Raw genomic sequence first — 25,906 nt, 5'->3', positions numbered from 1 at the left:
TGCTTAATTTTAAACCGGCTATTCGGATGAAACAATGAACCAACCTAATCAAGCTGTGGTTATGGCATCCACGCTGTATATTGTCCCTACCCCTATTGGTAATATGGGGGATATAACGCAACGCGCGTTGGATGTTCTTAAACATGTTGACCTTATTGCAGCAGAGGACACTCGGCATTCAGGCATTCTATTACAGAATTTTGCGATAAATGCGCGGTTGTTTGCTCTGCATGATCATAATGAACAGCAAAAGGCAGATCAATTAATTAGTCGACTTCAACAAGGTGATAGTATCGCATTAGTCTCCGATGCGGGTACACCTTTAATTAATGATCCAGGTTATCATCTAGTTAATCGTTGCCGCGAAGCGGGTATTCGTGTCGTACCTTTACCGGGTGCCTGTGCTGCTATTACCGCGTTATCAGCAGCGGGTTTACCCTCAGACCGTTTTTGTTATGAAGGTTTTTTACCCGCTAAAACAAAAGGGCGTAAAGATGTTTTACAATCTCTCGAACAAGAAACTCGCACGCTGATTTTCTATGAATCAACCCACCGTTTGTTAGACAGTTTAGCAGATATGGTGGAAGTCTGGGGACCGGATCGCCATGTTGTTTTAGCACGTGAAATTACGAAAACGTGGGAGTCCATTGAAGGCCGCCCAGTGGGGGAATTACTCGCTTGGGTAAAAGAAGATGAAAACCGTCACCGTGGCGAAATGGTGTTGATTGTCGAAGGGTATAAAAAGCCAGCTGATGACTCCGCAGTTTCCCCTGAAGTGGTGAGAACATTAAATTTATTACAAAAAGAATTACCCCCTAAAAAGGCGGCTGCAATCACGGCTGAAATTTATGGTCTCAAGAAAAATATGTTGTATAAGTTGATGCTTGATAATCAAAGTGATGAATGATTTTTGGGCAAATACCACGATTTGATTGATATAAGTGGTAAATTGCCCACGCTAGAGTCTGTACAAGCAACAACAAAGTGCCTATAATTCGCCGCGGAGTTGGCCAGACAACCGCTGCTTTATCGTAGTCCCTTCGGGAGACGGGTAGAGGGGAGGAAAGTCCGGGCTCCATAGGGCAGGGTGCCAGATAACGTCTGGGAGGCGCGAGCCTACGACTAGTGCAACAGAGAGCAAACCGCCGATGGCCTGTTTACAGGATCAGGTAAGGGTGAAAGGGTGCGGTAAGAGCGCACCGCGCGACTGGCAACAGTTCGTGGCTCGGTAAACTCCACCCGGAGCAAGACCAAATAGGGGTTCATATGGTGCGGCCCGCATTGAACTCGGGTAGGTTGCTGGAGCCAGTGCGCAAGTGCTGGCCTAGATGAATGGTTGTCCATGACAGAACCCGGCTTATCGGCCAACTCCACAGACAAATAAAAAAGGCTATAGCACTTTTATTGCTATAGCCTTTTTTATTACTCGTCATATTTCAACTTGTAGGGGTGTTGGCTGCTCTCAGCTACTCTAGTCACATACTTATGTATGCTCCTAGAGATATCCTCCCTTGCCGCCTACCTACAAGCTGAACTATTTAGAGCTGTTTATTGCCGCAAGCTAATCTTGTCACCTCGTTTTTCTGAAATCATCAATATCGTCACGCTCTGATGCAAATCAATACGCTATGTGAATATGTAATTACAATAGTGGTATTTATAATGCATGTTAAAGAGATGTGCGTAGATGATAAAGAAATCACGTGTAAGGTACCAACGTCGCCCAGGTACAACTGGGGGAAAACTCCCTTGGAATGATTGGCGAAATGCATCAACATGGCGTAAATTTGTACAGTTCACGCTATTGGCGATCAATATTTATATTGGAGTTACCTTCTATTACTGGGTACGATATTACGAAACTGGAGGGGCGACAATTCACCTTCCTCGCCCTGGTGGAATTGAAGGTTGGCTGCCGATTGCGGGGTTAATGAATTTAAAATATACCTTGGAAACGGGGAGTTTTCCGCCAATTCATGCGGCCTCAATGTTTTTATTAGTCTCTTTTATTGTGATTAGCTTACTGTTCAAAAAAGCATTTTGTTCATGGATGTGCCCGATTGGCACAATATCAGAGTACACTGGTAAGTTAGGGAAAAAAGTCTTTCGTTATCAAAACCAAATTAGCTTACCTAAATGGCTCGATATCCCTTTAAGGGGCCTAAAATATTTGTTATTAGGTTTCTTTCTTTATATTGCATTTTCCATGTCTGCACAGATGATCCAATATTTTATGATGTCGCCTTATGGGATCATTATTGACGTAAAAATGTTGGATTTTTTTCGTTATATTAGCTTGTTTGCGCTTATTACTGTGGTCATTTTAGTGATAGCAAGCTTGTTTATTCGTAATGCTTGGTGCCGTTATTTGTGCCCTTATGGCGCTTTGTTAGGCATTTTTTCGTTATTTTCGCCATTTAAAATTCGGCGAAATGTGGAAAGTTGTATTGATTGCGGAAAATGTGCCAAGAACTGCCCATCACGGATACCTGTCGATAAGTTAATTACTGTAAGAACGGTGGAATGTACGGGATGTATGACTTGCGTTGAATCTTGCCCTGTTGCATCAACGTTGGATTTTTCATTGCAAGTGCCAACAAAAAAACATCAATTTCGCTTATCGGGTTGGATGATGGCAATTCTAACCTTAGCAGTTTTATTTATTATTATTGGTATTGCTATGTATTTTGGCGTTTGGGATAGCCCAGTACCTGATAATTATTGGTTTCATATTATACCAAATGCAAGAATGATAGGTCATTGATGTGCAATAAAAAGCCCCGCTGCATACAATGATGAGCGGGGCAACTTGTTGTTTTGTCATGATGACAGACTTTGTACTGCTTATTTATACTTATTTACTCGCTTATATTTATTTTCTCACTTACTGCTTACTACCACATCAATTAACCGCTTGCTTAACCATCTGCAATAATTGACGTACATCTTCTGGGCGAGTGTTGCCCGTTTCTTTATCAATGATGGAACTATAAATATGAGGAATGATTTTTTTCACGCCTGCATCAAGGGCAATTTGCAAAATTTCAGCAAAGTTATCTAAATCAATGCCGCCTGTAGGCTCTAAAGAAAAATCAAAGTCAGCGCAAGCTTTGGCAATGGCTTTATATTCTTCAATATATGTTAATCCTTTCATATTAAAGAATTTAACTGAGTCAGCACCCATGTCTTTAAGCATCATAATGGCAGTTTCAACCGGAACAATGCCATCTGGCGCTTGAGAGCTTAGTGGGCCTGTAGAAATTTTCACCATACCTACCGTGCCTGTTGGTGATATGAGCGCATTCACGAAGGTTTCGTTTTGGCCTAATAGTGCACGGCTAATTGGTGCACCAGTGAATACTTGGTTAACGTGTTGTGGTTGAACTTCTTTTGCAATTAACGACACCATGGTTGACTGATTTGGGTCGCCAGCGCCGAGACCAACTGATAATGCATTATCGGTTTCTTGTGCATAAATGCGCATATCAGCAATTGCACTTTCTAAGTCAGGGTAATTTTTAGATAAAACACCAACAACAACAAAGGTTTCTGCTGCGGCATAGATATCTTTTGCATTCTGGTGGCTGCCTGCCAGTACGTTTAAACAGACACGGTCACGATAAAAATTCGGTGACAATTTCATCTTAAATTCCTTCTACTAACAAACGAATATTCTTAGAAATAACATCAAGTTGTTCAGTGCTAACACTACGAATGTCAGCCTCTACTTTTCCTTCGTTGGCTTTGTACTCACGGAAGTAAATCGCGGTATCGCCCTGCTTTAGCTCAGCCATGATTTGGTAAGTGGTTTTGCCTATCATTTTTTCATCAAAGCTAATCTCGATACGGGCAATATCACGTCCTGCACCATCCCAGACGATTCGAGCAGAGATACCTTTAATGGCATTTAAATCACTGATGAATTGACTCATTCGATTAACCATTTCTGCGCCTGTTTCTTTGGTCGCAGTCAGGTACTGTTCGATAGCGAGTGTGAGCCCCAAAATACCTTCTTTACCTACTTTCATCGCACGGCCAATACCTTGGCTTTGGCGTTTTACCCACTCAATATATTGTTTTTTACCGATAACCAGACCGCTTGTTGGGCCTTCGATTGCTTTTGCTCCGCTGTAAATCACAATATCGCCACCGGCTTGGTAGTAAGCGGTAAGTTCTTCTTCTGCTGCGGCATCAACGATCAGGGGGAGCTGGTGGTCATGAGCCACTTTGGCGGCTTGTTCCACGGTTAACATGCTTTTTTGCACGGTATGGTGTGATTTGATGTACAAAATAGCGGCTGTATTGGGGGTGATTTTTGCTGCTAACTGGGCGGCACTGCACTCATTAGCAAAACCCGCTTCGACTACTTTACCGCCACCTAAACTTACCATTGTGTCCACAGGGGCACCAAAATTAACGTTATGGCCTTTAGGTAAAATAATTTCACGAGGAACAACTTTGTCGGATGAATGCAAATTGAGCAGTAAATCATCATCATCTTGTACAATCACCGCTGCAACAGCTTGTGCAATACCAGCAGAGGCACAAGATACAACTACCGCAGCTTCAACATTTAATAGATTAGCAATATATTCGCCAGTTTTATTAACTAAGTCTTTAATTTCAAAATAATTATTTAATCCATAAGCAACACGTTCAACAACTTCTGGAGTTGGCGTTGAAACACCCAGAATTGTCATGCGGCCAGAGGCATTAATAACGTGTTTTAACTGATATTTATCATAAATCGATTGCATGTTCTGATTCACCTTGTGCATGAATAATGTGTTTTCCACCGACGATAGCAGCCAATGGTACGAAGCGGTGAGTGCCTATACGGTGTTCGCCTTCTGCATCCGTGAGCTCTGTTTGCTCTTCTTTAAGGTCAAAAAGGGTTATGTCGGCGTCAAAGCCCGGCCTTAAATAGCCTTTTGCGGGTAACGATAAGAAGTTGGCGGCTTTTTCGGTAACGCAGCGAAGCACTTGTTCCGCACTAAAGCCCATACACAGAAATTTGGTCATCACAAAAGCGAGGCTATAAACAGGGCCATTAACGCGGTTGCGGTGGTAAATATCGGAACTGATGATGTCAGGGTAAGTGCCAATGCGCATCGCTTGCTCTGCAACTTTAAAGCTAAAGCTTTCACCGCCATGTCCAACATCTAATATGACACCCCGTGCGAGTGCGCGAGCAATTGATGGTTTTAGGTAGCCATCTTCGCCTAAAATCTTATTGGGTTTGCCATTAAAGCAGTGAGTGATGATATCGCCGCGCGTCAGTAAATCAGCGACTTCATCAATATCCGGCGGGTTGTTGCCAATATGCACCATGAGTGGAAGATGGTGTTTTTTCTGCATTTCTTTAGCTTTAATCAGTGGGGTAATGCCATTTTCACCAACCACGCTTTTACTCATACGGGCTTTCATACCAACAACAAAGCCGGAGTGGCGCTCGATAGCGTCTTGAAAGCAGGCTTCATTGATGTTGTTCATATCCGACAATTCATTTTGCGCAATGATGCCAATACGTGAAATATTTAACAGAGAAAAGACATTCGTTTTTGATTTCTGGGTGAGCTGATAAAATTTATCAATATCATCAGCACCGACACTACCTGCATCAACCAGTGAGGTAACTCCGCCAGCGGCTCCTGCTAAATCAGGGTCATCGAAGTAAATAGGTGACTCAACAAAGCAATGAGCATGAGAGTCAATCCACCCAGCACTGACATAAGTTTTTCCTTGTAGGTCAATGACTTTGTCTGCTTGCTGATTATTCGCTAATTCAGGGCCTGCCGCTTCGATTTTTCCATCTTTAATAAGAATGTCGATAATCGAGCCATCGATACGCTTACCTTGTTTGATGATTAAAGTGTACATAGTTGTCCTCTCTATACTCGATACTCGTCATACTTCAAACTGCAGCGTTGTTGGCAGCACTTCCGCTACCCTAGTCACATACTTTTGTATGCTCCTAGGGATATCGTCGTTTGCCGCCTAGCTGCAATTTGAATTATTTAGAGTATGCCTAAGTGCGCATTCTAAATGATGTCAACCACAGCGTTGTTGGCAGCACTTCCGCTACCCTAGTCATATACTTTTGTATGCTCCTAGGGATATCGTCGTTTGCCGCTTAGCTGCAATTTGAATTATTTCGAGCATGCTTGCAGCACTTTCGCTACCCTTTGAACTATTTCGAGTCTGTTTTTAACTTATGTTATTCAGTAACCCGGAGCATATGCCCCGGGAGAGTGTTGGTTAAGCGACGATTGGGAAGAAATAACCGAACAACATTGCACCTAAAATGGCGCCACCGGCAACGGGTTTTTGCCATACATAGAAAATCAATGCGCCAATTAAAGAGCCAATTCCGATTGGAATGGATGCGGCCATCGCAGCTAAAATAATTAATGGACCTAAGAAACGGCCAGAGGTATTACCCGCACCCATCATGACGTCAGCACCAAAGGTTGAGTTAGCCTGAGCAATCGTGAATTTACGCGCAAATACAATCAGTAAGCCAATTAATACGCCAAGGAATAAGCCAGTTAGTAACGACATCCAGAAGTTAGTGACTAAAAAATCCCAACCAGCGGCTAAAAATAAGGCGGGAACACCGAGGCCAATACCGGTTTGCAGTGCACCACCGATATCTAAAATACCGACCAATGAACCTTCGATGATCCTAGCAAATAAGAAACTTGCACCAAATGCTGCGACTGCGCCATAAACCCCGGTATCTAACCCTGCACGTAACATGGCGACGAACGCCACTTCGTTAAATGCCCCAAAACCGTAGACGACATACATGTGGGTACCTGCGAAGATCCCTGCGGAAAGCAACCCAACAAAAATCGGGAAGGACCATTCTGCGTACCAAAAATCTTGTTTGTTAATTTCTGTTGTCATGATTATTTCCCGCTCAGCAGACCGTGGACGTATTCAAGCCACAATGGTTTATCTAGGTTGAAAGAGGTGATCATCTTTAGGTCGAATTCACGGAAGAAGCCGCTGAGAACGAACAGGAGAACCACTGTTATCATCATTGTACGAGTGATACGGTTCCAGCCGTTGTCATCAACGCCTTTACCAATCAAGATACCTAAAACTAAACCAGGGATAGCATTCCCCATGATTAGCTGAGCACAACCACCAAATAATGTTGCCCAGAAACCTGAACGGCGTCCGGCATCCATGGCGGCTAACCAGAAGATGACTGGCATCACGGTATTAACTAACAAGTTTGCGGCAGGCACTAGTACGTTAATGGCTGTCGTTTGTAGTGCAGCCGGAACTGCGGAAGCGGTTGTGTTTAAGAAGGCGACAACTAATGCCCCAATGATGGCACAAGCGATAGCCATTTTTTTCGGGTTATGTAGTGTGTCAGCGACACTACGGTTTTTGGTTAATAGTGCGGCCGCGCCCCAGTTTGGGATGATGCGGTGGTCAACATCTTGTGTAAATGCCCCAGCAGCAACTGACGATGCCCATGCGTTAAAGAAGAACCCTAAGCCGAAAGAAAAATGAGACGCTGGGTCGCCTTCACAAGCGTTCAGCTCACCCAATGTACGGAATGCCCCCATACCTTGTACGGTTGGTGCGTGGAACATACGCGCAGCCCCTGCGCCTAAGCCAAAGCCGCAGAGCCCACCGATGATCAGGGACATGCCCAATATTTCTAAAAAAGATGCAGTTTCACTCATGGAATTAACTCCAGACCTGATTGCTATTATTGTTCTGTAAATGGTATTTCGTTGACAGAAAGTAAAGTGACATCCAGCGAAACGTCGAGTACAACACGAAAATGTTCACGTTTGCGTGGCAAAAAGAGAAAAAGAAATTTTTCTGTCCGCGAATGAGAGTGAGCACTAATCACTTCAACATCCTTTGGTTCTATCCGTAGGATGATATCTGTGCTGTTCTTCAGTACGGTTTTTTGAATTGAATTTAAGGCGTCAGCTATTGCTTTTTGCTTAGTGTCGCCTTGCCCTGTAACCCGTACAACCGTTTCGATAGATTTTTTCATTAAGCGTTGCCGTATTTTTTATTGAATGCTTTTACCAAGCGCTCGCCTAACTCTTCCTTGTCCATAAAACCGAAACCTAATACATTGCAACCGTCTGCAATCGCGGTTTCTCCCTCTTCAATAGAGCGCATCCCATAGCGAGCTTTATAGCCATATTTAGTTTGAGCGGTAATTGCGCCAGCGCCACCACTACCACAAAATGAGATGCCTAAATCGGCTTGTTCTGCGTTCATGACATCACCGAGTTTCATATCAGCAGCGACCCCCGGAACAACAACCGCTTTGCCACCCGCAGCTTCAACACCCGCAGCTACTTTTTGGCCTTTACCTAAACGGTCACCGATAACAACAACTATCTGTTTCATAAAATATTCTCCAAATCCTACCAAATTAGTAATTAATCATTTGAACGTGCGACTTCAAAGTGAACAGAGAGTAAATAAGTCTCTTCAGGTGCTAATCCAGGAAGTGTGTCAACAACCCGCTGTGCGAGCACTATCGAATGTTCAGAAATTTCATCGAATAAGCTGATATCGACTTCTGGTAAGGCTTCACCCGTTTTTGCTCTACCGACCATGGCACGTAAATGAGACTCCAACATCTGTTGTTGTACATCTGTGGTGTAGCAGTCCTCCTGCTTGAGCCAGTCAGTAATCACTGCTAGCAGTTTTTGTGTCACCTCATCAATATCAAGGTTATGTTCTAACATTTTAAAAACGACAACTGATTCACTCATAACTATTTAAAATCCAAAGTAATATTGCAAGTTAGACTACTCTGTTCCTTCATGCTTAATACCTTAGTCTGTTCTTGTTCATTTTTGCAGGCAGGAAATTTCCACTTATAAGTGGAAATTGTTTGGAAATTAATAAATGTATTTTTGGTATGTTTTTTGCTCTATTTGGAAATTAAGTGGAAAAATTGACATCAGTCAACTATCTAAATAAGATGTAAATAACAATACTTTGAATAAAATGTGTTATTTATCAATTGATTATTTTTTTAATTAAAAAATGGAAACAAAAAAAGGAACTGGAAAGGGAAGTGGAAGCTATAAATGGAAATGATGTTGCGTGGGTTGTACTCGCTTCCATTTAGTCACTTTGGCCGTAAAATAGACAGTTTAGGATAGGAAAGTATTTATAAGAGTTGTGGTTAGGATCACGTAAAAGTCAGCAACTTCCACTTTTCCACTACAAAGTGGAAATTGCTATCAAGTTAGAGGATACGCGCTAAGCTATCTTTAGCTATTACTTGGAACTCATTGAAATTTTTGACACTCACTAAGCGACGTGTTGTCTTTTCTTTTACAAAGGTAACGAAAAGGTCATAAATAGCCATCGCTTCTTCATAGTCTGTTTTACTGATAGCTAATAAGAAAATGACATAAGCATTTTCTTTGGTTTCTTTATTCCACTCAATGCCTTTCGGGGCGACAACGGTTGCAACCACTGTTTTATTGGCAAGTAGCCCTAAAGAGTGAGGCAATGCGATACCTTCCCCGAGCAAGGTGGAAACAATTGATTCACGCTCTTGTAGTGAAGGGTAGAAATCAGGTGTGACGTAGCCTTCTTGCTGCAATTTATTGCAAACCATTTGAAAGAGCTCTTCTTGGCTAATTTTTTCATTAATTACCATGAAGAACCGTTCATCAAAAAAGCGCTCGATAATATAAGGGCGAGTTTGATCAACCATGGCGAGGCGGCCAACTTGCTCTAGCTGATAGGGTGTTGGGAACGGCGCAATTTTAATAACAGGCTTATTTTTCTCTGAAATTCGTACAGTGGTAATCACGAAATCTTCAGAGACTTCATCCAAGGATTCATACTCTTGTAACGTTAACCCTCGGCTAAATTTGAGCTGTGGAAATTCACGCATGATTTTAGATTCAACCACGCGAAACGTGGAGTTCCCTGCATCAGTAACTACCAGTACTTCTGTTTGGCGAATGGAGCCAGCGCCATAGTTACGTTCGAGGCTGACTCCAATATGAACCGCAAGGTAACCTAGTTCATCTTCACTGATTGGGTGGGGGAGTAATTGCTTACTTGCACTGGTTAACGCGCTCAGTGTGACATCATAGGCGAACGGGTAATATTGTTTGATATCAGATAATAGCGGGTTTGGTGTGGAAATATGATACTGCAAACGGGTGATCAGCGATGCAAGATGAGTATTGAGATCTTTTTTGAGTTTTTCATCGCTCCGTAAGTCATAATTATATAACTCATTAATATAATTTAAAATATATTCACACAGCTCATTATGAGTACCACTTTTTTGCGTGCTAGAGTCTTGGTTACTAATGCGTTGGGCAACAATTTGGTCATGTAAATAGCTAAGTTCTGCCCCTGAAAGGTCATTGCCAAGAAAGTAGATTAAACCTTTGGATATTTCATCACAGGCTTTGCGGATCACTTCTTCACTGTCATCATTTTTGACGGAGGTGGTGAGTTCATGACCACGAGTGATACGCAAAATAGTCACCGCACAATTAAAAACCAGGTATAAATGCCCTTCGTTGCTAATCCGAATATCAAAGCGATTCATACTGTTATGTAAAACTTTATCGATATATGTCAGGTCTAAATTATCAAGGCAATCAGGGCGGAAAGTGGTTAAATCAGGGGTTATCTGTGCGGAATAGCGGCGCCATAAAGTTTCGGTCATACAAGCTCGAACTGCCCACTCGCTACCGTTCAAACGAATGCCTTGATGAGGGATACTTTCTAATGCAATTTGGTATTTATGAAGCTGTTCTCTCACCGCGCCCATATCTTGCTGTAAAGTGCCACGGCTGATAAACCACTCTTCAGCGATATCATCAAGTTTTACGGGGAGTGATAACATCAAGAGTTTTAATAGTAGGGCATCAATGCGCTCTTTGCTAGTGCGAGGAATCTGATTGTCTTCATCACTTTGTTGAGTAAAGGTAGCAAATAGGGCTTCGTCTTCAATTTTTAGTCGGTAACCGCGACCTCGCTCATATACAATATGAGCACTATATGGCTGTATCAATTCATTGATTTCATTGATATCAGAACGAATAGTTCGAGTAGAAACGGAGAAATTTTTGGCTAACTCGTCTTGAGGCACTACCTCATTGAGAATTTGAGCAAAAATTTGATTATGTCGCTGTTGAGTGAATAGAGCCACGGAAACACCTTTAAAATCAAAACGAAAAAGCATTTGAGCAAGAAAATGACTTGTTTTTTGCTCGCTAATGGCAGGACTCTAACACAAGCATGTCAATATGTAGGATATGTAAATCATAAAATTTGCGAATCCGTTCGCAAAATTCACTCTGCTATAGCAGGAAAAGGGCTAGCTTTGCTCTCCAAGATCGATTAATAGCCCTCTAAACGGTTTATTTACACTAATGATGACTTGATTGTCGTCTTGGATAAAAGCCCCATCATTGCAATTCATTTCTAACTGCTCGCCTTTTGGTGTACACAATGTCGCTCCACCATGTATAGACTGAAGGAATGAGTTTTTTCCTTTTAGCGTGATCGCTGTTGACTCATTAGTTGCCAAATGAATTTGGGTGATCCAAATTTGTTGACGTAACTGAATGCTTTGACTTTCCCCGTCAGGAGATGCGATAAGTTTGTTCTCATTTTCACTAATGGCTATTTTTTGCAAAGGCAAAGATTCTTGCTGTGGGCAAGCATTTAGCCAGAGCTGTAAACGTGTCAACGGTGTTTTTGGGCACACATTTTGTTCGCTGTAGCTCAGGTCTGGGCGCGGTGAAAAACGCACACACTCACCTTCATCCGCTTGGATGGTGTTACCTAGGCTATCTCGATATTCTGCATGCCCTTTTAGGATGATATTTAAGATATCGACATGTGGATAGGTTCTTGGCTGTAGTGCATTTTGTGGCGCGATAACTTCTTGGTTCAGCACTCTGAGAGTTTTAAAACCCATAAAGTCTGGGTCAAAATAATGGCCGAATGAAAAGGAATAACGCGCTTGTAGCCAACCATAATCAGCTTTTCCGCAATGGTTAGCGGGTCTTAATGTCATCATAATGGTTAACCCTCATTGAAAATAAATAAGTTAATAATCTATTGTTATAATAAATAGCTGGACGTTGAATTGTTAGCCAGTTAATCTGTTTCCTTTGTTCAAATTTCCTGAAAGAGAAACTTCATGAGTAAAGAGAGAGCATTAACGCTTGAGTCATTAAGGGTTATGGATGCAATCGACCGCCGTGGTAGTTTTGCTGCAGCCGCTGAAGAGTTGGGGCGAGTCCCATCTGCGCTGAGTTATACCATGCAAAAATTAGAAGAAGAGCTCGATGTCATTTTATTTGACCGTTCAGGGCATAGAACTAAGTTTACCAATGTCGGTAGGATGCTACTTGATAGAGGAAGGATCCTACTTGAAGCCGCTGATAAGCTAACATCTGATGCGGAAGCGCTTGCAAAAGGATGGGAAACGCATTTAACCATCGTGTGTGAGGCTTTAGTTCCTGTTCATTCACTTTTTCCGCTGGTGGAACGATTGGCGGAAAAATCAGAAACACAGTTATCGTTAATTACTGAAGTATTGGCGGGAGCATGGGAACGTCTTGAAAGCGGTAAAGCGGATATAGTCATTGCTCCTGATATGCATTTTCGATCCTCTTCAGAAATTAACTCTAAATCGTTATATACCGTTAATCATATTTATGTAGCGAGCCCGGATCATCCCATTCACCAAGAACCTGAGCCGTTATCTGATGCGACTCGAGTGAAATACCGTGGAATTGCAGTGGCTGATACCGCTCGTGAGCGGCCTGTGATCACGGTGCAGTTGTTGGATAAACAACAACGATTGACGGTGTCAACGATTGAGGATAAACACAGAGCCTTGTTGGCCGGCCTTGGTGTTGCAACGATGCCGTACCCAATGGTTGAACAAGATATTCGCGAAGGGCGTTTAAAGGTGGTTGGCGCAGAGTTTAGCCATGAGACGAATATTATTATGGCGTGGCGGCGGGATAGTATGGGGGAGGCTAAGTCGTGGTGTCTCCGAGAAATCCCCAAATTATTTAGAGTGTAAACTCGTTATATTTTGAGCCGTAGGGGTGTTGGCTTCATTGAGTCACCCGAGTCACATACTTATGTATGCTCACGGGATGACTCAATTTGCCGCCTACCTACAACTCAAACTATTTAGAGTTTACGAGTAAGGTTTGCTGGTAGCGATTCAAAAGAGTAAAACTATCTCAGTCATAGCTCAGTTGTAGCACGAATTATTTAGAAGTTAACCGTGGCTGAAAAGATAAAACCGCTCGACTAATTTGTCGCCTACCTACAACTTAAACTATTTAGAGTTTACGAGTAGGGTTTGCTGGTAGCGATTCAAAAGATTTAAATAAAAAAATACCTCCCAAGGGAGGTATAAGTTGGACAAACAAATAAAGTCAATAAGGTAATAAGGGTGATAATGAAATCGGAGTTACCATTTTTTATTTAATAAATGGTCAATACTAAATTTCCCTGGGCCGGTTACTGCTAATAGTAAGAAACCGCCTGCGATAGTAAAGTTCTTCATAAACATTAAACTATTTGGTGCAACGCTAAAGTCGATATGGAACAGTAGCGCCGTTAATACGGTAAAGCCTGCAGTAAATAGGGCTACAGTTCGTGTTAAGAAACCAAATAGAATGGCTAAACCGCCACCAAGTTCTAATAAAATGGTTAAAGGTAATAAAAAGCCTGGAACACCCATTGCTTGCATGTATTGTTGTGTTCCTGCGTATGCATCTCCCAGTTTTCCATACCCAGCAACAATGAACAGAATTGGCATCATAATACGAGCTAACAATACCGCACCATTTTCTAAATTTTTCATTAAGATTCTCCAGACTAATAAGCCATTAAATATAAAGTATTTGCGATATGTGTCGCTTTGTAATGTTGTTTTCAGCACAAATAGGTAAGAAAACATTTGATGGGCTTATAATAGTCATTTGCTTATTCAATAAAAAGCAAAGCTTATTAACAAAGATAGTCAAAAAAATTGAATGGTGATGAAGGGGAGCTAGCTAAAGTGAAGAAGCTTAATTTAGCATATTGATTTTAATTGGAATTACTTCTTTCCTGCATTGATCGTACTTTGAATTGTCCTTGCTATACCCCACATTGTGAAGGCTTTTTTCCCTAATTGAAGTATGCGTTTGGGTTTTTTCAGTGAATAAATCGAAAGCAGGCCTGTAGCCACAATAAATAAAGGACGGAAGGTAACGAAGGTTTTCCATGTACGGTCATAAGGAGCGGTCACTCGTAGCCAATCTTCAGAACTTGCAGCAAGGTCGCTCCGTTGCTGCTCAATTCTGTTGAGTAACCGTTGTTTTTTTGCGGCAAGTAATTGGCGTTTATTTCTGGTCATTATCTTTACCTGCTAATGCATTCGCGTCTTGGCTTAATTGCTCCCGTGTGGAGCTCAATAAGGTAGACTGCTTTGCTTTTTTAAGAGCCCAAATAGCAAAGGTAATGGCGAGTAGGACTAAGCACCCTGTTGTTATAGCAAGTGCTTGATAACGATAAACAGGGTCAACAGACCAAAAAATAAGACCAATTAAACACATTAGGCCAAAAGCAGTAAAAAGAAGCGCTAGTCCAACTAATAACAACAACTGGATAAAATTAACTTTCTCTTCTTCGAGCTCAACGGCAATGAGTTGAAGGCGAGTTTCAACAATATTAACGGTAATACTGGCAATGCGTTGCAGTATTTCAAGGACCCCTTTACCGGGGCCCTGACGTTGTTGATTTTGTTCCATAAGCAATTAACGTTTCGCGAGAAGTACGCCAAGAACCACACCAACAGCAGCACCGATACCGATACCAGTCCATGGGTTTTCTTTGACATAGTTGTCTGCACGGCCCGCAATTTCTTTAGTTTGCTCAGTGATCCTTTCGGTGGTTTGACCGAGTTTAGCGCGAGATGAGTAAAGTACATCTTTCGCTTTGGATTTCAAGCTTTCAATCTCTTCTTTCGACTTCTCGCCTGTATCATTCAATACGGCTTCAAGAGAATCTGCTAACGCTTTTAGTTCTGCGCGTAGGTCTTCTGATGAATGATTTGATGACATATAGAACCTCCTATCAATAGAAAAGAAACTTCACTGTATTAACAATAACTGTTTTTGCATTAAGTGCAATGAGTTATTCAATAAAAAATTAGGGGTTAAGAAAAAATGTAAAAAACAGTGTTTATAAAAATTCTATAAATATCAGTTAGTTAATTTAATTGCGAGGAGTGGTGATACTAAGACGTAAAATTAAGTAAAAATGAAAATGCGAGAACTGAGAGTTCCCGCATGGAGAATTAATTCGCTTTTTTATTTGAGAATTTTTTCTTAACGACAACAGCAATGCTACCAATTAAGCCAAGGATCAGTAGCCCTACAGGGATCAACATCAAAATGTTCATAATATGATGTTCATATTGTAGGAAAATCGGGCTTTTACCAAAGCCATAACCAATTGCAGTCAAAATTAACACCCACAGTAGGCCACTTAACCAATTGAATACTTGGAAACGACCGTTTTGCAAGCCAGCTAGCCCTGCTATTGTTGGAAGTAGTGTTCTGACAAAAGCTAAAAAACGACCAATTAACAAGGCTGCGAGGCCATGACGGTGGAACAAGCCATAAGCGCGTTGGTGGTAGTGTTCAGGTAAGTGCTCAAGCCAGCCTTTAACTATTCGTGTGTTCCCCAGCCATCGCCCTTGTATATAACCAACCCAACAGCCTAAACTGGCGCCAGCGGTTAAAATTACAATAGTGAGCGGATAACTTAATGTGCCTTTAGCGATGAGAACACCAACTAAAATCAATAAGCTATCGCCAGGTAAAAACGCTGCAGGCAACACCCCGTTTTCAAGAAACAAGATAGCGAACAGCATGAAGTAAATCGACCACACTAACGATGGGTTAGATAGGGTGACATAATCTTGGTGCCAAAGGGCGAAAAAAAGTTCTTTAACTAATTCCATTAATGTTTCCTAAACGGCAATAACAGCAACAAACTTGTTGTTGGGCAGGGAGAAATGGATTAAGTGAATGCCAAAGTGAAAGTAGTGTTTCCTCAGGCTGTTAGTGTAAAGCACGCTCACTTTAACAAAACAGAAAATAACTAAACAGTAAATTTTAAGCTTATTTTTAGAATTCATTTAAGTTTTGGCCGATTTTTACGATTTATTGCGCGGCATGGAACGATGTAAAGTGCTTAAAAATGGCGTTTAACCCGCTTTTTACCGAGAGTATGCGAAATATACTTGTTAATTTATCTTTTAATGTAAAAAAATAACGATAAAACAATAAAGGCTAATTATTGCATTTTAAGACTATTTACCGTATCTTATCGCCATAGCAAAGGGGAGTAACTTCTTCTTGTCGGTTTATCGTCATTACGGTGTACACATTACACCCGGTAGCCGAGCACCACAGTTCCCTATTTTTAGGTTATTTGTGTTGTAAGTGAGACCTTGCCAGAAGGCGGGGTTTGCTCATAATTTACAACCAAAAGAAATAGCTTGTGGTTAACGAATTTTAAGCGGCTGATGTCTTCTGGATATCAGCCGTTTTTTGTTTTTTAAGGGAAAGGAAAATGCACTCAGTTGGTAACCCAATTTTATGGGGTAGTTTTGCCGTTATTATTTTACTTATGTTACTCATTGATTTGTTCTGGCAAGGGAAACACAAAGGCCAAGCAATGTCGATGAAACAAGCTGCGGCTTGGAGTATCGTGTGGGTAACGCTTTCGCTTCTCTTTGCAGCGGGTTTTTGGTGGTATCTTAATGAGAACGTAGGGCGTGAGTTTGCTGATAGCCAAACCATGGCGTTCTTAACGGGTTATTTATTAGAAAAAGCATTAGCTGTTGATAACGTATTCGTTTGGTTGATGTTATTTAGTTATTTTGCCATTCCTGCAACTTTACAGCGTCGTGTGTTGGTTTATGGAGTATTAGGCGCTATCGTACTTCGTACGATTATGATTTTTGCAGGTAGTTGGTTAGTCACACAATTTAGCTGGATTTTGTATGTATTCGGCTTGTTCTTGCTATTTACTGGTTTGAAAATGGCTTTTGCCAAAGAAGATGACTCGCCAATAACGGATAAACCGCTAGTAAAATGGGTTCGTTCTCATTTACGTATGACGGATGAATTACATGGTGAAAAATTCTTTATTAAACGTAATGGCGTCCTATTTGCGACCCCACTTATTTTAGTGCTGATTTTAGTTGAAATTAGTGACGTGATATTTGCGGTGGACAGTATACCCGCTATTTTTGCGGTGACGACTGACCCATTCATTGTTTTAACATCGAATTTATTTGCAATTTTAGGCCTACGTGCCATGTATTTCTTGTTGTCAGGGGTTGCTGAAAAATTCTCAATGCTAAAATACGGTTTAGCGGTAATTTTAAGCTTTATCGGTATAAAAATGCTATTGATTGATATTTTCCATATCCCAACACCGATTTCGTTGGGTGTGATTGCGTCAATTTTAGTCGTGACGTTAATCATTAATGCAATTGTTAATAAACGCAACGAAGCAAAAAGTTAATTTATCTTTTTTATTTTTAAATCCTCTGCTGTAAAAAGCAGGGGATTTTTTTTAACCCCCTGAAAACGCTCAACCATTTTGTTTATCCCATTCTACTATAAGAAACAAAACTCTATTGAGATCACAGTTATGTAAAATGTTTGTTAAACAAAGTCAATCATTGTGTATATTTTGAATAATTGCCTTTTCAGGCGACTATTATTCCTTATACTTGCTGTGCAAACACATTTAATTCCTAATAAAGATAAATAATATAGGTCTATTATGGATACAAATAAAACAGGGTTATGGCGAGTTATTAGCCAAGGTAGTCTAGTCAAACAGATACTGGTTGGCTTGATAGCGGGTATTTTGCTTGCATGGTTATGGCCATCTGCTGCAAAAAATGTCGGGTTGTTAGGGGATTTATTCGTTAGTGCGTTAAAAGCTGTTGCTCCTGTACTGGTTTGGGTGTTAGTAATGTCATCCATTGCTAACCACCGCCAAGGGCAAAAAACCAATATCAAACCTATACTGGTGTTGTATATTTTAGGAACATTTTTTGCCGCGGTTGTCGCCGTTATTGGTTCTTTCCTGTTCCCGTCAAATTTAGTCTTAGCGGTAGGTGATACACAGCTAAATCCACCGGGTAATATTGCTGAAGTGTTAAAAGGCTTGCTAATCAATATATTTGCGAACCCTATCGACGCACTGATTAAGGGCAATTATATTGGTATTTTAGCGTGGGCGATCGGGCTGGGTATTGCACTGCGCCATGCAAATGAAACCACAAAAACTTTAGTTCATGATTTTTCTAATGCAGTAACACAACTAGTACGTGTTGTGATCCGTTTAGCGCCTTTAGGGATTTTTGGCTTGGTTGCTTCCACTATCGCAACGACAGGCTTTGCAACCTTAAAAGGCTATATTCACGTTCTCGCAGTATTGATTGGCTGTATGCTGATTGTTGCTTTCATTGTTAACCCATTGATTGTTTACTGGAAAATGAAACGTAACCCATACCCATTAGTTCTCGCTTGCTTACGTGAAAGCGGGGTAACAGCATTCTTTACACGTAGTTCAGCAGCAAATATCCCTGTGAATATGGGGATGTGTCGCCGCATGAATCTACATGAAGATACTTACTCTGTTTCTATCCCATTAGGTGCAACCATTAATATGGCTGGTGCAGCGGTAACGATTACAGTACTGACGTTAGCCGCCGTACATACTCTAGGTATTCCAGTTGATATCCCAACGGCACTGTTATTAAGTGTGGTTGCTGCGGTGTGTGCATGTGGCGCATCAGGCGTTGCCGGCGGTTCACTATTACTGATCCCATTAGCTTGTAACATGTTCGGTATTTCAAATGAAATTGCGATGCAAGTGGTCGCGGTTGGTGTGATGATTGGCGTATTACAGGATTCAGCAGAAACGGCGCTTAACTCTTCAACTGACGTGTTATTTACTGCAGCGGTGTGCTTAGCGGAAGATGAGAAACTGGCTAACGCTGAAGCGCGGCTATCTCATCGTGATTAATTGTTAATTAAATATATTTTGAAAGGGCAGAGACAGCGAAAGTGAACTCTGCCCTTATTTTAGTGGGTTATTGAGTTAAAACTCATTACGTAAGCGGCGATAACCTTCGACTAACTGCACATTAGTTGCGGCAACTTCTTCTGAAAATTGCAAAGAGGCGCGGTCAACTTGCTTAAACTGAGATAAATCACTGTGGGCATTTACATGTACGCAGGATGGAATATATAAAGCAGGGGGTAGCGTTAAACCATCAACAACAGCGTTATAGCGAACAACACAGTTTTCCCCAATTTTGCAATTAAATAGAACGCTATTAAAACCAATAAATACTCGTGTAGCAATATTACAAGGGCCATGGACAATGGCACGATGTGCTATTGAAGTATGTGAGCCAATTTGTACTCCAGCCCCACTTTTAGAATGGATAACAACACCATCTTGAATATTTGAATGTGGGCCTATTACTATCGGTGACATATCCCCCTCTTCATTGAGTTCATCAGCTCGGATGACTGCATATGGGCCGATATACACGTAATCTTCAACAATGACTTTGCCACAAATAATTGCGGTAGGGTCGATATAGGCTTTTTCTGAAATAACAGGGGAGTGTCCTGATGGATTTTTACGCAGCATGAGTACTCCGTTTCCAGTGCGTGTGAACAACTGCATTATGTGCATGTAAACTTTCTTGATGCTCTATATTAATGTTCACTTCGTCATAGTGACATTGATGACGAAAAGCCATGACTAGTTTTCTCGCTGCATCTTCACAAAACATCAGGTTTTGGGCATTTGCGATAGCGAAAGCTTGTTCATCATTACGTTTAACAACAGTTTGTACAGGTGTTGAAAGCACGTTTTCAATTTGATTAATTAATTCAATGATGGGAAATATTTTATGATTAGCTTTCAACGCTATGGTTACCCATGCCCAGCTGCGTTGGCTATGTGGTGTAGCGGGTAACCCATTTTTAGCTAGCCAGTTGAAAACTTGAGTGGGATATAATGGTTGTGTCTCGTCCTCAAATTCAATAGCAAATTGTTGTTGAATCACTTGGGTACTGAGTGCCGTGGCACTAGGACATGTCGATGAATAAGGAACCCCAACTTTTAAACAGATAATAAATGATTTGTTGAAATTTGCATTTATTTCAAATGGATATGCTTTCCATCCATGCTGGTGAGAAACTAAAGAAGGGCGAGATAATAAAATATCGCCATAAAGTCGAAGAGATGACTTCGATGATACATGGCTATGGGATATTAAAATCTGCTCTAGAGCCTGTTGAATCAAATTGGGGGTTAGTTCATGCTGTGTGAGTCCATCTAAGGTCTGATACAGCCGGGACATGTGTATTCCTTTCTGTCCTTGTAAATCAGTACCGACATCAACAAGTGCGTTGATTGGACGACCCGCTATCTCAATAGGTAAAGCAATCCCTGTCATACCGACCCAGTCTAGCTTGATATTGCTATAAATATCATTTTCCTTTTGCGCATCCGGTAAAGATGAACAACGTAATTCAGTTGATACTGTCATAACCCCTCAGCCATTCTTAACTTACAAATAGTGGTTATGTTATAACATAACAATTGTTTAGGGTGAAGAAAAAGAGGTATAAATATCAGTTAGGTTAAGGAGTGCAGTTCCCCCTCAGATAAAAGGCTCATCTTAGGGGGATATGAAGAGGCTAAATCTGATATGCGGTTTTCATCCCTTGCTCAATTGCTCGGCGGGCATCCAGTTCTGCAGCAACATCCGCACCGCCAATCACATGGGCGTTGATCCCGTGTTCTGCTAGTTGTGTTTTTAATGGGCGGTAAGGCTCTTGCCCTGCACACAAAATGACATTATCAACAGGCAGGCACTGTGTTTTATCTTGATAGCGAATATGGAGCCCTTCGTCATCAACTCGCATGTATTCCACGCCATTTAGCATTTGAACACCGCGTTTCATTAGTGATAAACGATGTACCCAACCGGTTGTTTTACCGAGGCCTGCTCCCACTTTACTGTTTTTCCGCTGTAATAAATACAATTGACGAGCTGATGCCATAGGGACTTTTTGTGGGGGTAATACACCACCTTTAGAATGAATTGTGGTATCAATATTCCACTCTTTATTAAAGAGTGAATTATCTAAACTGCTGCTTTTCCCTTCTTGGGTTAGCAATTCAGCAACATCAAAGCCAATCCCTCCAGCGCCAATAATAGCGACACTTTTTCCAACAGAGCGTTGTTTGGTGATGACATCGATATAGGAAATGACTTTATGGTGCTCAACCCCTTCGAGCTGGATTTTTCGTGGGATGACACCCGTTGCAATAATGACTTCATCAAACCCCGATAAACAGTCAACATCGGCTTGTTGTTCAAGGCGTACATCAACATTCAATAATTGTAATTGGCGGCAAAAGTAACGGATGGTTTCATGGAATTCTTCTTTGCCAGGTATCTGTTTAGCGAGGTTAAATTGGCCACCTATATGGTTAGATTTTTCAAACAAAGTGACACGATGCCCACGCTTTGCCGCGTAAATTGCACAAGATAACCCAGCGGGCCCAGCACCAACAATCGCAACGGATTTACTCAGTGCGGCTTTTTCGTTGGGATAATCCATTTCCCTAACAGCTTGTGGGTTAACTAAACAACTGGCCAGTTTTCCACTAAAAATCAGGTCGAGACAGGCTTGGTTGCAACCAATGCAAGTGTTAATTTCATCTGCTCGATTTTCTGCGGCTTTACGAACAAACGCTTCATCAGCCAGAAACGGCCGAGCCATTGAAACCATATCCGCTTGGTGATTGGCAATAATATGTTCTGCAACAAAAGGGTCATTGATGCGGTTAGTGGTTATCAGTGGAATATTCACTTTCCCCATTAATTTTTGCGTAACCCAACTAAATGCACTGCGAGGAACTTGCGTTGCTATCGTCGGTACTCGAGCTTCGTGCCAACCAATACCGGTGTTGATCATACTCGCACCCGCGTTTTCAATTTGTTTGGCAAGTAATTCAACCTCTTCCCACGTTGAGCCATCTTCAACTAAATCCAGCATGGAAAGCCGGTAAATAATAATAAAGTTAGCGCCAACGGCTTCCCGTATTCGCCGTACGATTTTAATGGGAAAACGAATTCGGTTTGTGTAACTTCCACCCCATTCATCGGTTCTATGGTTGGTACGTTTGGTGATAAATTGGTTAATTAAATAACCTTCGGATCCCATAATTTCGACACCATCATAGCCAGCTTGTTGAGCTAGCTTGGCTGTTGTCACGAAGTCATCAATCGTTTTTTCAACTTCATCAGTTGAGAGTTCTCGGGGGGCGAATGGAATAATCTCTGCTTGAATAGGACTTGGTGCAACTAATTTAGGATGCAGGCCATAACGCCCTGCATGTAAGATTTGTAAGGCGATTTTACCGTCAGCTTGGTGGACGGCATCCGTGATTTGTTGATGAAATGAAAGCTGGTTTTTATCGTTTAATACTGCGCCATGAGCGGTAAGCGCCCCTTCTGGATTGGGGGCGATCCCACCGGTAATGATCAGACTGACACCATTTTCAGCGCGTAGGCGATAAAAATGCGCTAGCCGCTCGCTGCCTTGCGGGTGCTCTTCAAGCCCAGTATGCATTGAACCCATCAAAATACGGTTTTTTAGGATGGTATGGCCTAAATCAAGTGGGGTAAAAAGGTGTGGAAAATTGCTCATTATTATACTCCCATTCGGGATTTCATTAACAGGTCAGATGAGTTAACTGTAGCGTAATGAAGCTGCAATTTGGTAAAGATGTTAAAATTTTGTGATTTTTATCATATGTTTTCGGTTAAATAGCTGAGTGTCATAAAAAAATAGGTGTTTTTTTATTTTTATGTCATAAACAGAGATTAAAAAAAGAGACACACAGCATAAAGAACGATATAGGGGAAACCATGATGAAAGAGATTTGCCAAGCTATTACTTTAGAAGGTGAATACGTTCGCCTTGAACCTCTATCCCACCAATATGATGTCGAATTGGCAGATATCATTCGACGAGATGGGTTGAATAATTTGTGGTATGCCTTAGTTCCTGAGCCTGAGCATTTCTCTCAAGATGTGGAAAAGCGCCTGGAAAATTTCCAGAAAAAGGAATGCTTACCTTTTGTGGTGATCGATAAACGAAGCGGTAAACCAGTTGGTATTACTTCTTACAATCGTGTGGACCATGCAGTAAGGCGGGTTGAAATCGGAGCCACTTGGTATGGAATAGAAGTACAACGCACCGCATTAAATACAGAAGCTAAATATTTGCTCTTAAAGCATGCTTTTGAGGAATTAAATTGCGTTGCAGTGGAGTTTCGTACACATTTTTTAAATAGCCAAAGTCGTCGAGCCATTGAACGGTTAGGGGCTAAGCTCGATGGTATCTTGCGTAATCATATGAAAACTAAAACGGGTGAACTGCGTGATAGCTGTGTATATAGCATTATCGAGTCAGAGTGGCCGTCAGTAAAACACCACTTAGAATGGCAGATGGTGAAACCGCGCTAAGGTTAGTTGTAGGTAAGTCGCCCACCGAAAGGTGGGCGATGATGCCAACATCAAGCTTTAACGTTTCGAGGGTTTTATCTGCTTTATGTAGCGCTTGTACTTTTACTTCTGTTGGCCTCGTTCTTGTGATTTCGCCTATATTTTTGCCAATAACCGCTTTATTGATTTCAAAAGCCGCCACAACTTCAGCACCATGTTCTTGCAAGTAACGGATCAAAAATTACTTATTTTTCCAAAACCATATTGAACTGCATGTACTTTTTTCATCATTTTTGTTCTATATGAGAATTATCTATAAACTATGCAGTAAAACAGTAATGTAAAAATATTGTTTTACATCAAGTGCTTGAATGAGTAATTTTTAATAAATTTAGTTGCCATTATGATGTTGTTTTTATTATTAATTCGATATTGGCAAGCATTAAATATAAATAAAGTACAAAAAAGTCATTCAAATAAAAAATCGAAGAACTGATTAAAATTGTAGAAAACGACGTTCAAATGATAGTAATTGCTTATGCTATCGCATTGAATTATAAGAAGAGCTATTGGGTTGAACACAATTTCAGCATACGGTTTCGAAACACTAGACCTAAGCGAAAACTACACGTATAATCCTCTCCACTTTGGCCCCTTAGCTCAGTTGGTTAGAGCAGTCGACTCATAATCGATTGGTCACTGGTTCAAGTCCAGTAGGGGCCACCAAATTTTAGCTGTTAAATCAGCACATTAAGCCACTTTGAAAGAAGTGGCTTTTTTGTATCTAAAAGCCAATGGCGACAAAATGGCGACAGAGATTCACTGCTGTTATTGATTCTAAGGACTTATGCATATGAGTAACTCCGAAGTAACCCCTAAATACAGTTCGATTCGCATGTCTGTACCTTCTGACCTCAAAGATGAATTTTTGCTAGAATGTAAACAAGCTGGCGTGGATGCTGGTGAAGTGATGTGTTTTTCAAAAAATACGCCAAGTGTTGTAAGTGTATTATTTGAAACCGTAGCTAAAAGCGAGATGGCGAAAAAATTTATAGGGATATTAAAAATGTTTGGTCAGAAACGTAATGTCAGAATTGAAGTTTATGCAGATAAAAAAATTGTCGATTTAAGCGGTTATTCAGAGGAAGAGGCAATCCGCTTGATCGAGGCGAGTGAGAGTATTCGTGTTGCTAAACGAGATGAGCCTGAGGATAGATAAGTGTAAGACCTCTCTTGATTTGTATAAAAACAGCCATTGAAAGCACTATATGAGGCTGTTTTTTATATTAGTTAATTACTTATAATTAACATGGCTATCTAAAATTTTAATTTTATAAGTTAAGCTCTATTTATTTATTTTTTATTGGATAGCTCATAATTGCTTGAGCACTATTTAGCAAATACATATTATTATCTTCTAATTTAATGAAAGGAAAATCAACGAAATCAAGGTTATTTGTTGATAGGTCTAAGGATAAATAATCCATACCTAAAGTATATTTAAGTGCATTAGCAGGATATATGCCCTTACCTTTTTCAGTGATTAAAAATGCGATAGGGTAAAATGCCAAAAGACTAATTAATGCAAAATGACCTTCATTATAGAAGTTCACGATTTTTGCACTAACATGCCTCTCTCTTGGGTAAAACCAATAATAAATATCATGAGTCTCATTTATTGCTGTGTTATCACCTAAAACAAAGTTTTTTAAAGGTGTAAAGTATGTAGTGGTACCATCTTGTGATTCACATTCTTTTGGCGTTGTAGCTGTTAGAATATGGCCTATCATTGCTCGAGCATACTCAATAGAATTAAATTTTGTGGATACTATATTACTTGGATTATTTTTATAATAGAAAAAATCAGATATTTTTTGTGTAAGTATTTTATTAACTCTAGCTACTTCCATGTCACAAAGCCCAATTTTTTGGCTATTACAATCTTTGCATACAGTTCTAAATTTACTCCCATTTGTTGAATGGGCTCCTCTCAAGGATTCTTTTTTTAGACCTATCATTTCAGTTACATGTTTTTGTTCTATTTTTGTGACTGTAATAGCTCCCTGTGGAGGAACATGATCATAGGTTAACTTAGTGTAACTATCGCATACTACGCAATATCCTTCCGGCTTGGAAGTTTGTAGCTCTTTTATCCTTTCTGATATTTTGCTCACAATATAGTCCTAAATTATGATTTATGGCTTTATCTTATTTCAAATTTACAATCCACTCAACTCTGTGAAATTATTAGTTTTTTAATATTATATTGTTAACTTCTCG

At 40.8% G+C, this 25,906-nt stretch carries 27 protein-coding genes, 1 tRNA gene and 1 other RNA gene; 9 read left to right on the top strand and 20 right to left on the bottom strand.

Annotation, left to right across the window (positions count from 1 at the left end):
* The first annotated feature begins 34 nt into the window (after positions 1-34).
* The 3 genes from rsmI (at position 35) to P3L40_RS18100 (ending at position 2,764) form a co-directional block, all read left to right on the top strand.
* Positions 35-907 (top strand): 16S rRNA (cytidine(1402)-2'-O)-methyltransferase, encoded by an 873-nt coding sequence (rsmI, locus tag P3L40_RS18110; protein ID WP_004258206.1) that lies wholly within the window; start codon positions 35-37, stop codon positions 905-907.
* A gap of 95 nt (positions 908-1,002) precedes the next feature.
* Positions 1,003-1,376, top strand: an RNA gene (gene rnpB / locus P3L40_RS18105) — RNase P RNA component class A.
* Between the two features lie 311 nt (positions 1,377-1,687).
* On the top strand, positions 1,688-2,764 hold the full coding sequence (locus P3L40_RS18100; protein ID WP_136134910.1) for a 4Fe-4S binding protein: 1,077 nt from the start codon (positions 1,688-1,690) through the stop codon (positions 2,762-2,764).
* 138 nt (positions 2,765-2,902) lie between these two features.
* Here P3L40_RS18100 and dagF read toward each other — a convergent pair whose 3' ends face one another.
* The 10 genes from dagF to P3L40_RS18050 all read right to left on the bottom strand — a co-directional run bounded on the left by dagF (position 2,903) and on the right by P3L40_RS18050 (position 12,058).
* Complete coding sequence (gene dagF, locus P3L40_RS18095) at positions 2,903-3,643, bottom strand: 2-dehydro-3-deoxy-phosphogluconate aldolase (protein WP_004258199.1); 741 nt, start codon at positions 3,641-3,643, stop codon at positions 2,903-2,905.
* A gap of 1 nt (position 3,644) precedes the next feature.
* A complete protein-coding gene (locus tag P3L40_RS18090; protein ID WP_210853266.1) occupies positions 3,645-4,757 on the bottom strand; it encodes a DgaE family pyridoxal phosphate-dependent ammonia lyase in 1,113 nt (370 codons plus the stop codon).
* Entirely contained in the window at positions 4,741-5,880 is a 1,140-nt protein-coding gene (locus P3L40_RS18085; RefSeq protein WP_004258190.1) for an amidohydrolase/deacetylase family metallohydrolase, read from the bottom strand. The genes P3L40_RS18090 and P3L40_RS18085 overlap by 17 nt, the downstream gene beginning before the upstream one ends.
* 378 nt (positions 5,881-6,258) lie before the next feature.
* Positions 6,259-6,909 (bottom strand): DUF4310 family protein, encoded by a 651-nt coding sequence (locus P3L40_RS18080; RefSeq protein WP_004258187.1) that lies wholly within the window; start codon positions 6,907-6,909, stop codon positions 6,259-6,261.
* A gap of 2 nt (positions 6,910-6,911) precedes the next feature.
* Positions 6,912-7,703, bottom strand: a complete 792-nt coding sequence (locus P3L40_RS18075) for a DUF4311 domain-containing protein (RefSeq protein ID WP_004258184.1) — start codon at positions 7,701-7,703, stop codon at positions 6,912-6,914.
* Between the two features lie 26 nt (positions 7,704-7,729).
* Positions 7,730-8,026: a DUF4312 family protein gene (locus tag P3L40_RS18070; RefSeq protein ID WP_004258180.1), complete on the bottom strand. Its 297-nt coding sequence runs from the start codon at positions 8,024-8,026 to the stop codon at positions 7,730-7,732.
* Positions 8,026-8,391: an SFCGS family glycine-rich protein gene (locus P3L40_RS18065; protein ID WP_004258177.1), complete on the bottom strand. Its 366-nt coding sequence runs from the start codon at positions 8,389-8,391 to the stop codon at positions 8,026-8,028. The genes P3L40_RS18070 and P3L40_RS18065 overlap by 1 nt, the downstream gene beginning before the upstream one ends.
* 32 nt (positions 8,392-8,423) lie before the next feature.
* Positions 8,424-8,762, bottom strand: coding sequence for a transcriptional antiterminator (locus P3L40_RS18060; protein WP_004258172.1), 339 nt, complete (start codon positions 8,760-8,762; stop codon positions 8,424-8,426).
* A 482-nt stretch (positions 8,763-9,244) separates the two neighbouring features.
* Positions 9,245-11,215 carry a BglG family transcription antiterminator gene (locus tag P3L40_RS18055; RefSeq protein WP_004258168.1) on the bottom strand — a complete coding sequence of 657 codons (1,971 nt, stop codon included), beginning with the start codon at positions 11,213-11,215 and terminating at the stop codon, positions 9,245-9,247.
* A 135-nt stretch (positions 11,216-11,350) separates the two neighbouring features.
* Positions 11,351-12,058 carry a pirin family protein gene (locus P3L40_RS18050; protein ID WP_210853268.1) on the bottom strand — a complete coding sequence of 236 codons (708 nt, stop codon included), beginning with the start codon at positions 12,056-12,058 and terminating at the stop codon, positions 11,351-11,353.
* Between the two features lie 123 nt (positions 12,059-12,181).
* Between P3L40_RS18050 and P3L40_RS18045 the strand changes: the two genes are divergently transcribed.
* Complete coding sequence (locus tag P3L40_RS18045) at positions 12,182-13,075, top strand: LysR family transcriptional regulator (RefSeq protein ID WP_004258161.1); 894 nt, start codon at positions 12,182-12,184, stop codon at positions 13,073-13,075.
* Positions 13,076-13,474: 399 nt separating this feature from the next.
* On the opposite strand, the gene P3L40_RS18040 is transcribed toward P3L40_RS18045, so the two are convergent.
* From P3L40_RS18040 to P3L40_RS18020, 5 genes are all read right to left on the bottom strand, one after another.
* On the bottom strand, positions 13,475-13,870 hold the full coding sequence (locus P3L40_RS18040) for a DoxX family protein (RefSeq protein WP_004258158.1): 396 nt from the start codon (positions 13,868-13,870) through the stop codon (positions 13,475-13,477).
* A 237-nt stretch (positions 13,871-14,107) separates the two neighbouring features.
* Positions 14,108-14,407 carry a YqjK-like family protein gene (locus tag P3L40_RS18035; protein ID WP_210853270.1) on the bottom strand — a complete coding sequence of 100 codons (300 nt, stop codon included), beginning with the start codon at positions 14,405-14,407 and terminating at the stop codon, positions 14,108-14,110.
* Positions 14,394-14,801, bottom strand: a complete 408-nt coding sequence (locus tag P3L40_RS18030) for a phage holin family protein (RefSeq protein WP_004258148.1) — start codon at positions 14,799-14,801, stop codon at positions 14,394-14,396. Before P3L40_RS18030 ends, P3L40_RS18035 begins: the two co-directional genes overlap by 14 nt.
* 6 nt (positions 14,802-14,807) lie before the next feature.
* Positions 14,808-15,113 carry a YqjD family protein gene (locus P3L40_RS18025; protein ID WP_004258145.1) on the bottom strand — a complete coding sequence of 102 codons (306 nt, stop codon included), beginning with the start codon at positions 15,111-15,113 and terminating at the stop codon, positions 14,808-14,810.
* Between the two features lie 236 nt (positions 15,114-15,349).
* A complete protein-coding gene (locus P3L40_RS18020; protein WP_004258110.1) occupies positions 15,350-16,018 on the bottom strand; it encodes a DedA family protein in 669 nt (222 codons plus the stop codon).
* A 614-nt stretch (positions 16,019-16,632) separates the two neighbouring features.
* On the opposite strand from P3L40_RS18020, the gene P3L40_RS18015 reads away from it, so the two are divergent.
* Positions 16,633-17,592, top strand: coding sequence for a TerC family protein (locus P3L40_RS18015; protein ID WP_004258103.1), 960 nt, complete (start codon positions 16,633-16,635; stop codon positions 17,590-17,592).
* Positions 17,593-17,856: 264 nt separating this feature from the next.
* Positions 17,857-19,110: a serine/threonine transporter SstT gene (sstT, locus tag P3L40_RS18010; protein WP_004258100.1), complete on the top strand. Its 1,254-nt coding sequence runs from the start codon at positions 17,857-17,859 to the stop codon at positions 19,108-19,110.
* A gap of 75 nt (positions 19,111-19,185) precedes the next feature.
* Here sstT and P3L40_RS18005 read toward each other — a convergent pair whose 3' ends face one another.
* The 3 genes from P3L40_RS18005 to P3L40_RS17995 all read right to left on the bottom strand — a co-directional run bounded on the left by P3L40_RS18005 (position 19,186) and on the right by P3L40_RS17995 (position 22,826).
* Positions 19,186-19,746 (bottom strand): carbonate dehydratase, encoded by a 561-nt coding sequence (locus tag P3L40_RS18005; protein WP_004258097.1) that lies wholly within the window; start codon positions 19,744-19,746, stop codon positions 19,186-19,188.
* Positions 19,736-20,653, bottom strand: coding sequence for a GTP cyclohydrolase FolE2 (gene folE2 / locus P3L40_RS18000; protein WP_004258092.1), 918 nt, complete (start codon positions 20,651-20,653; stop codon positions 19,736-19,738). Before folE2 ends, P3L40_RS18005 begins: the two co-directional genes overlap by 11 nt.
* Before the next feature lie 151 nt (positions 20,654-20,804).
* A complete protein-coding gene (locus P3L40_RS17995; RefSeq protein ID WP_210853272.1) occupies positions 20,805-22,826 on the bottom strand; it encodes an NADPH-dependent 2,4-dienoyl-CoA reductase in 2,022 nt (673 codons plus the stop codon).
* A 224-nt stretch (positions 22,827-23,050) separates the two neighbouring features.
* On the opposite strand from P3L40_RS17995, the gene P3L40_RS17990 reads away from it, so the two are divergent.
* The gene (locus tag P3L40_RS17990) at positions 23,051-23,647 is read left to right on the top strand and encodes a GNAT family N-acetyltransferase (protein WP_110592561.1); all 597 of its coding nucleotides are present in this window, start codon (positions 23,051-23,053) and stop codon (positions 23,645-23,647) included.
* Here P3L40_RS17990 and P3L40_RS17985 read toward each other — a convergent pair.
* Positions 23,583-23,864, bottom strand: coding sequence for a hypothetical protein (locus P3L40_RS17985; RefSeq protein ID WP_228677460.1), 282 nt, complete (start codon positions 23,862-23,864; stop codon positions 23,583-23,585). The genes P3L40_RS17990 and P3L40_RS17985 overlap by 65 nt on opposite strands.
* 411 nt (positions 23,865-24,275) lie before the next feature.
* Here P3L40_RS17985 and P3L40_RS17980 point away from each other — a divergent pair.
* Together P3L40_RS17980 and P3L40_RS17975 are read left to right on the top strand one after the other, a co-directional pair.
* Positions 24,276-24,352, top strand: a tRNA-Ile gene (locus P3L40_RS17980).
* A gap of 127 nt (positions 24,353-24,479) precedes the next feature.
* Positions 24,480-24,845: a hypothetical protein gene (locus P3L40_RS17975; protein WP_210853298.1), complete on the top strand. Its 366-nt coding sequence runs from the start codon at positions 24,480-24,482 to the stop codon at positions 24,843-24,845.
* A 130-nt stretch (positions 24,846-24,975) separates the two neighbouring features.
* On the opposite strand, the gene P3L40_RS17970 is transcribed toward P3L40_RS17975, so the two are convergent.
* The gene (locus P3L40_RS17970; RefSeq protein ID WP_210853300.1) at positions 24,976-25,800 is read right to left on the bottom strand and encodes a metal-binding protein; all 825 of its coding nucleotides are present in this window, start codon (positions 25,798-25,800) and stop codon (positions 24,976-24,978) included.
* Between the last annotated feature and the right edge of the window lie 106 nt (positions 25,801-25,906).

It is taken from the genome of Providencia sp. PROV040 (genome assembly GCF_032706145.1).
Lineage (GTDB): Bacteria > Pseudomonadota > Gammaproteobacteria > Enterobacterales > Enterobacteriaceae > Providencia > Providencia hangzhouensis.
The sequence above is the reverse complement of the archived record's forward strand: the minus strand, read 5'-3'. Positions and strand labels throughout refer to the sequence as shown.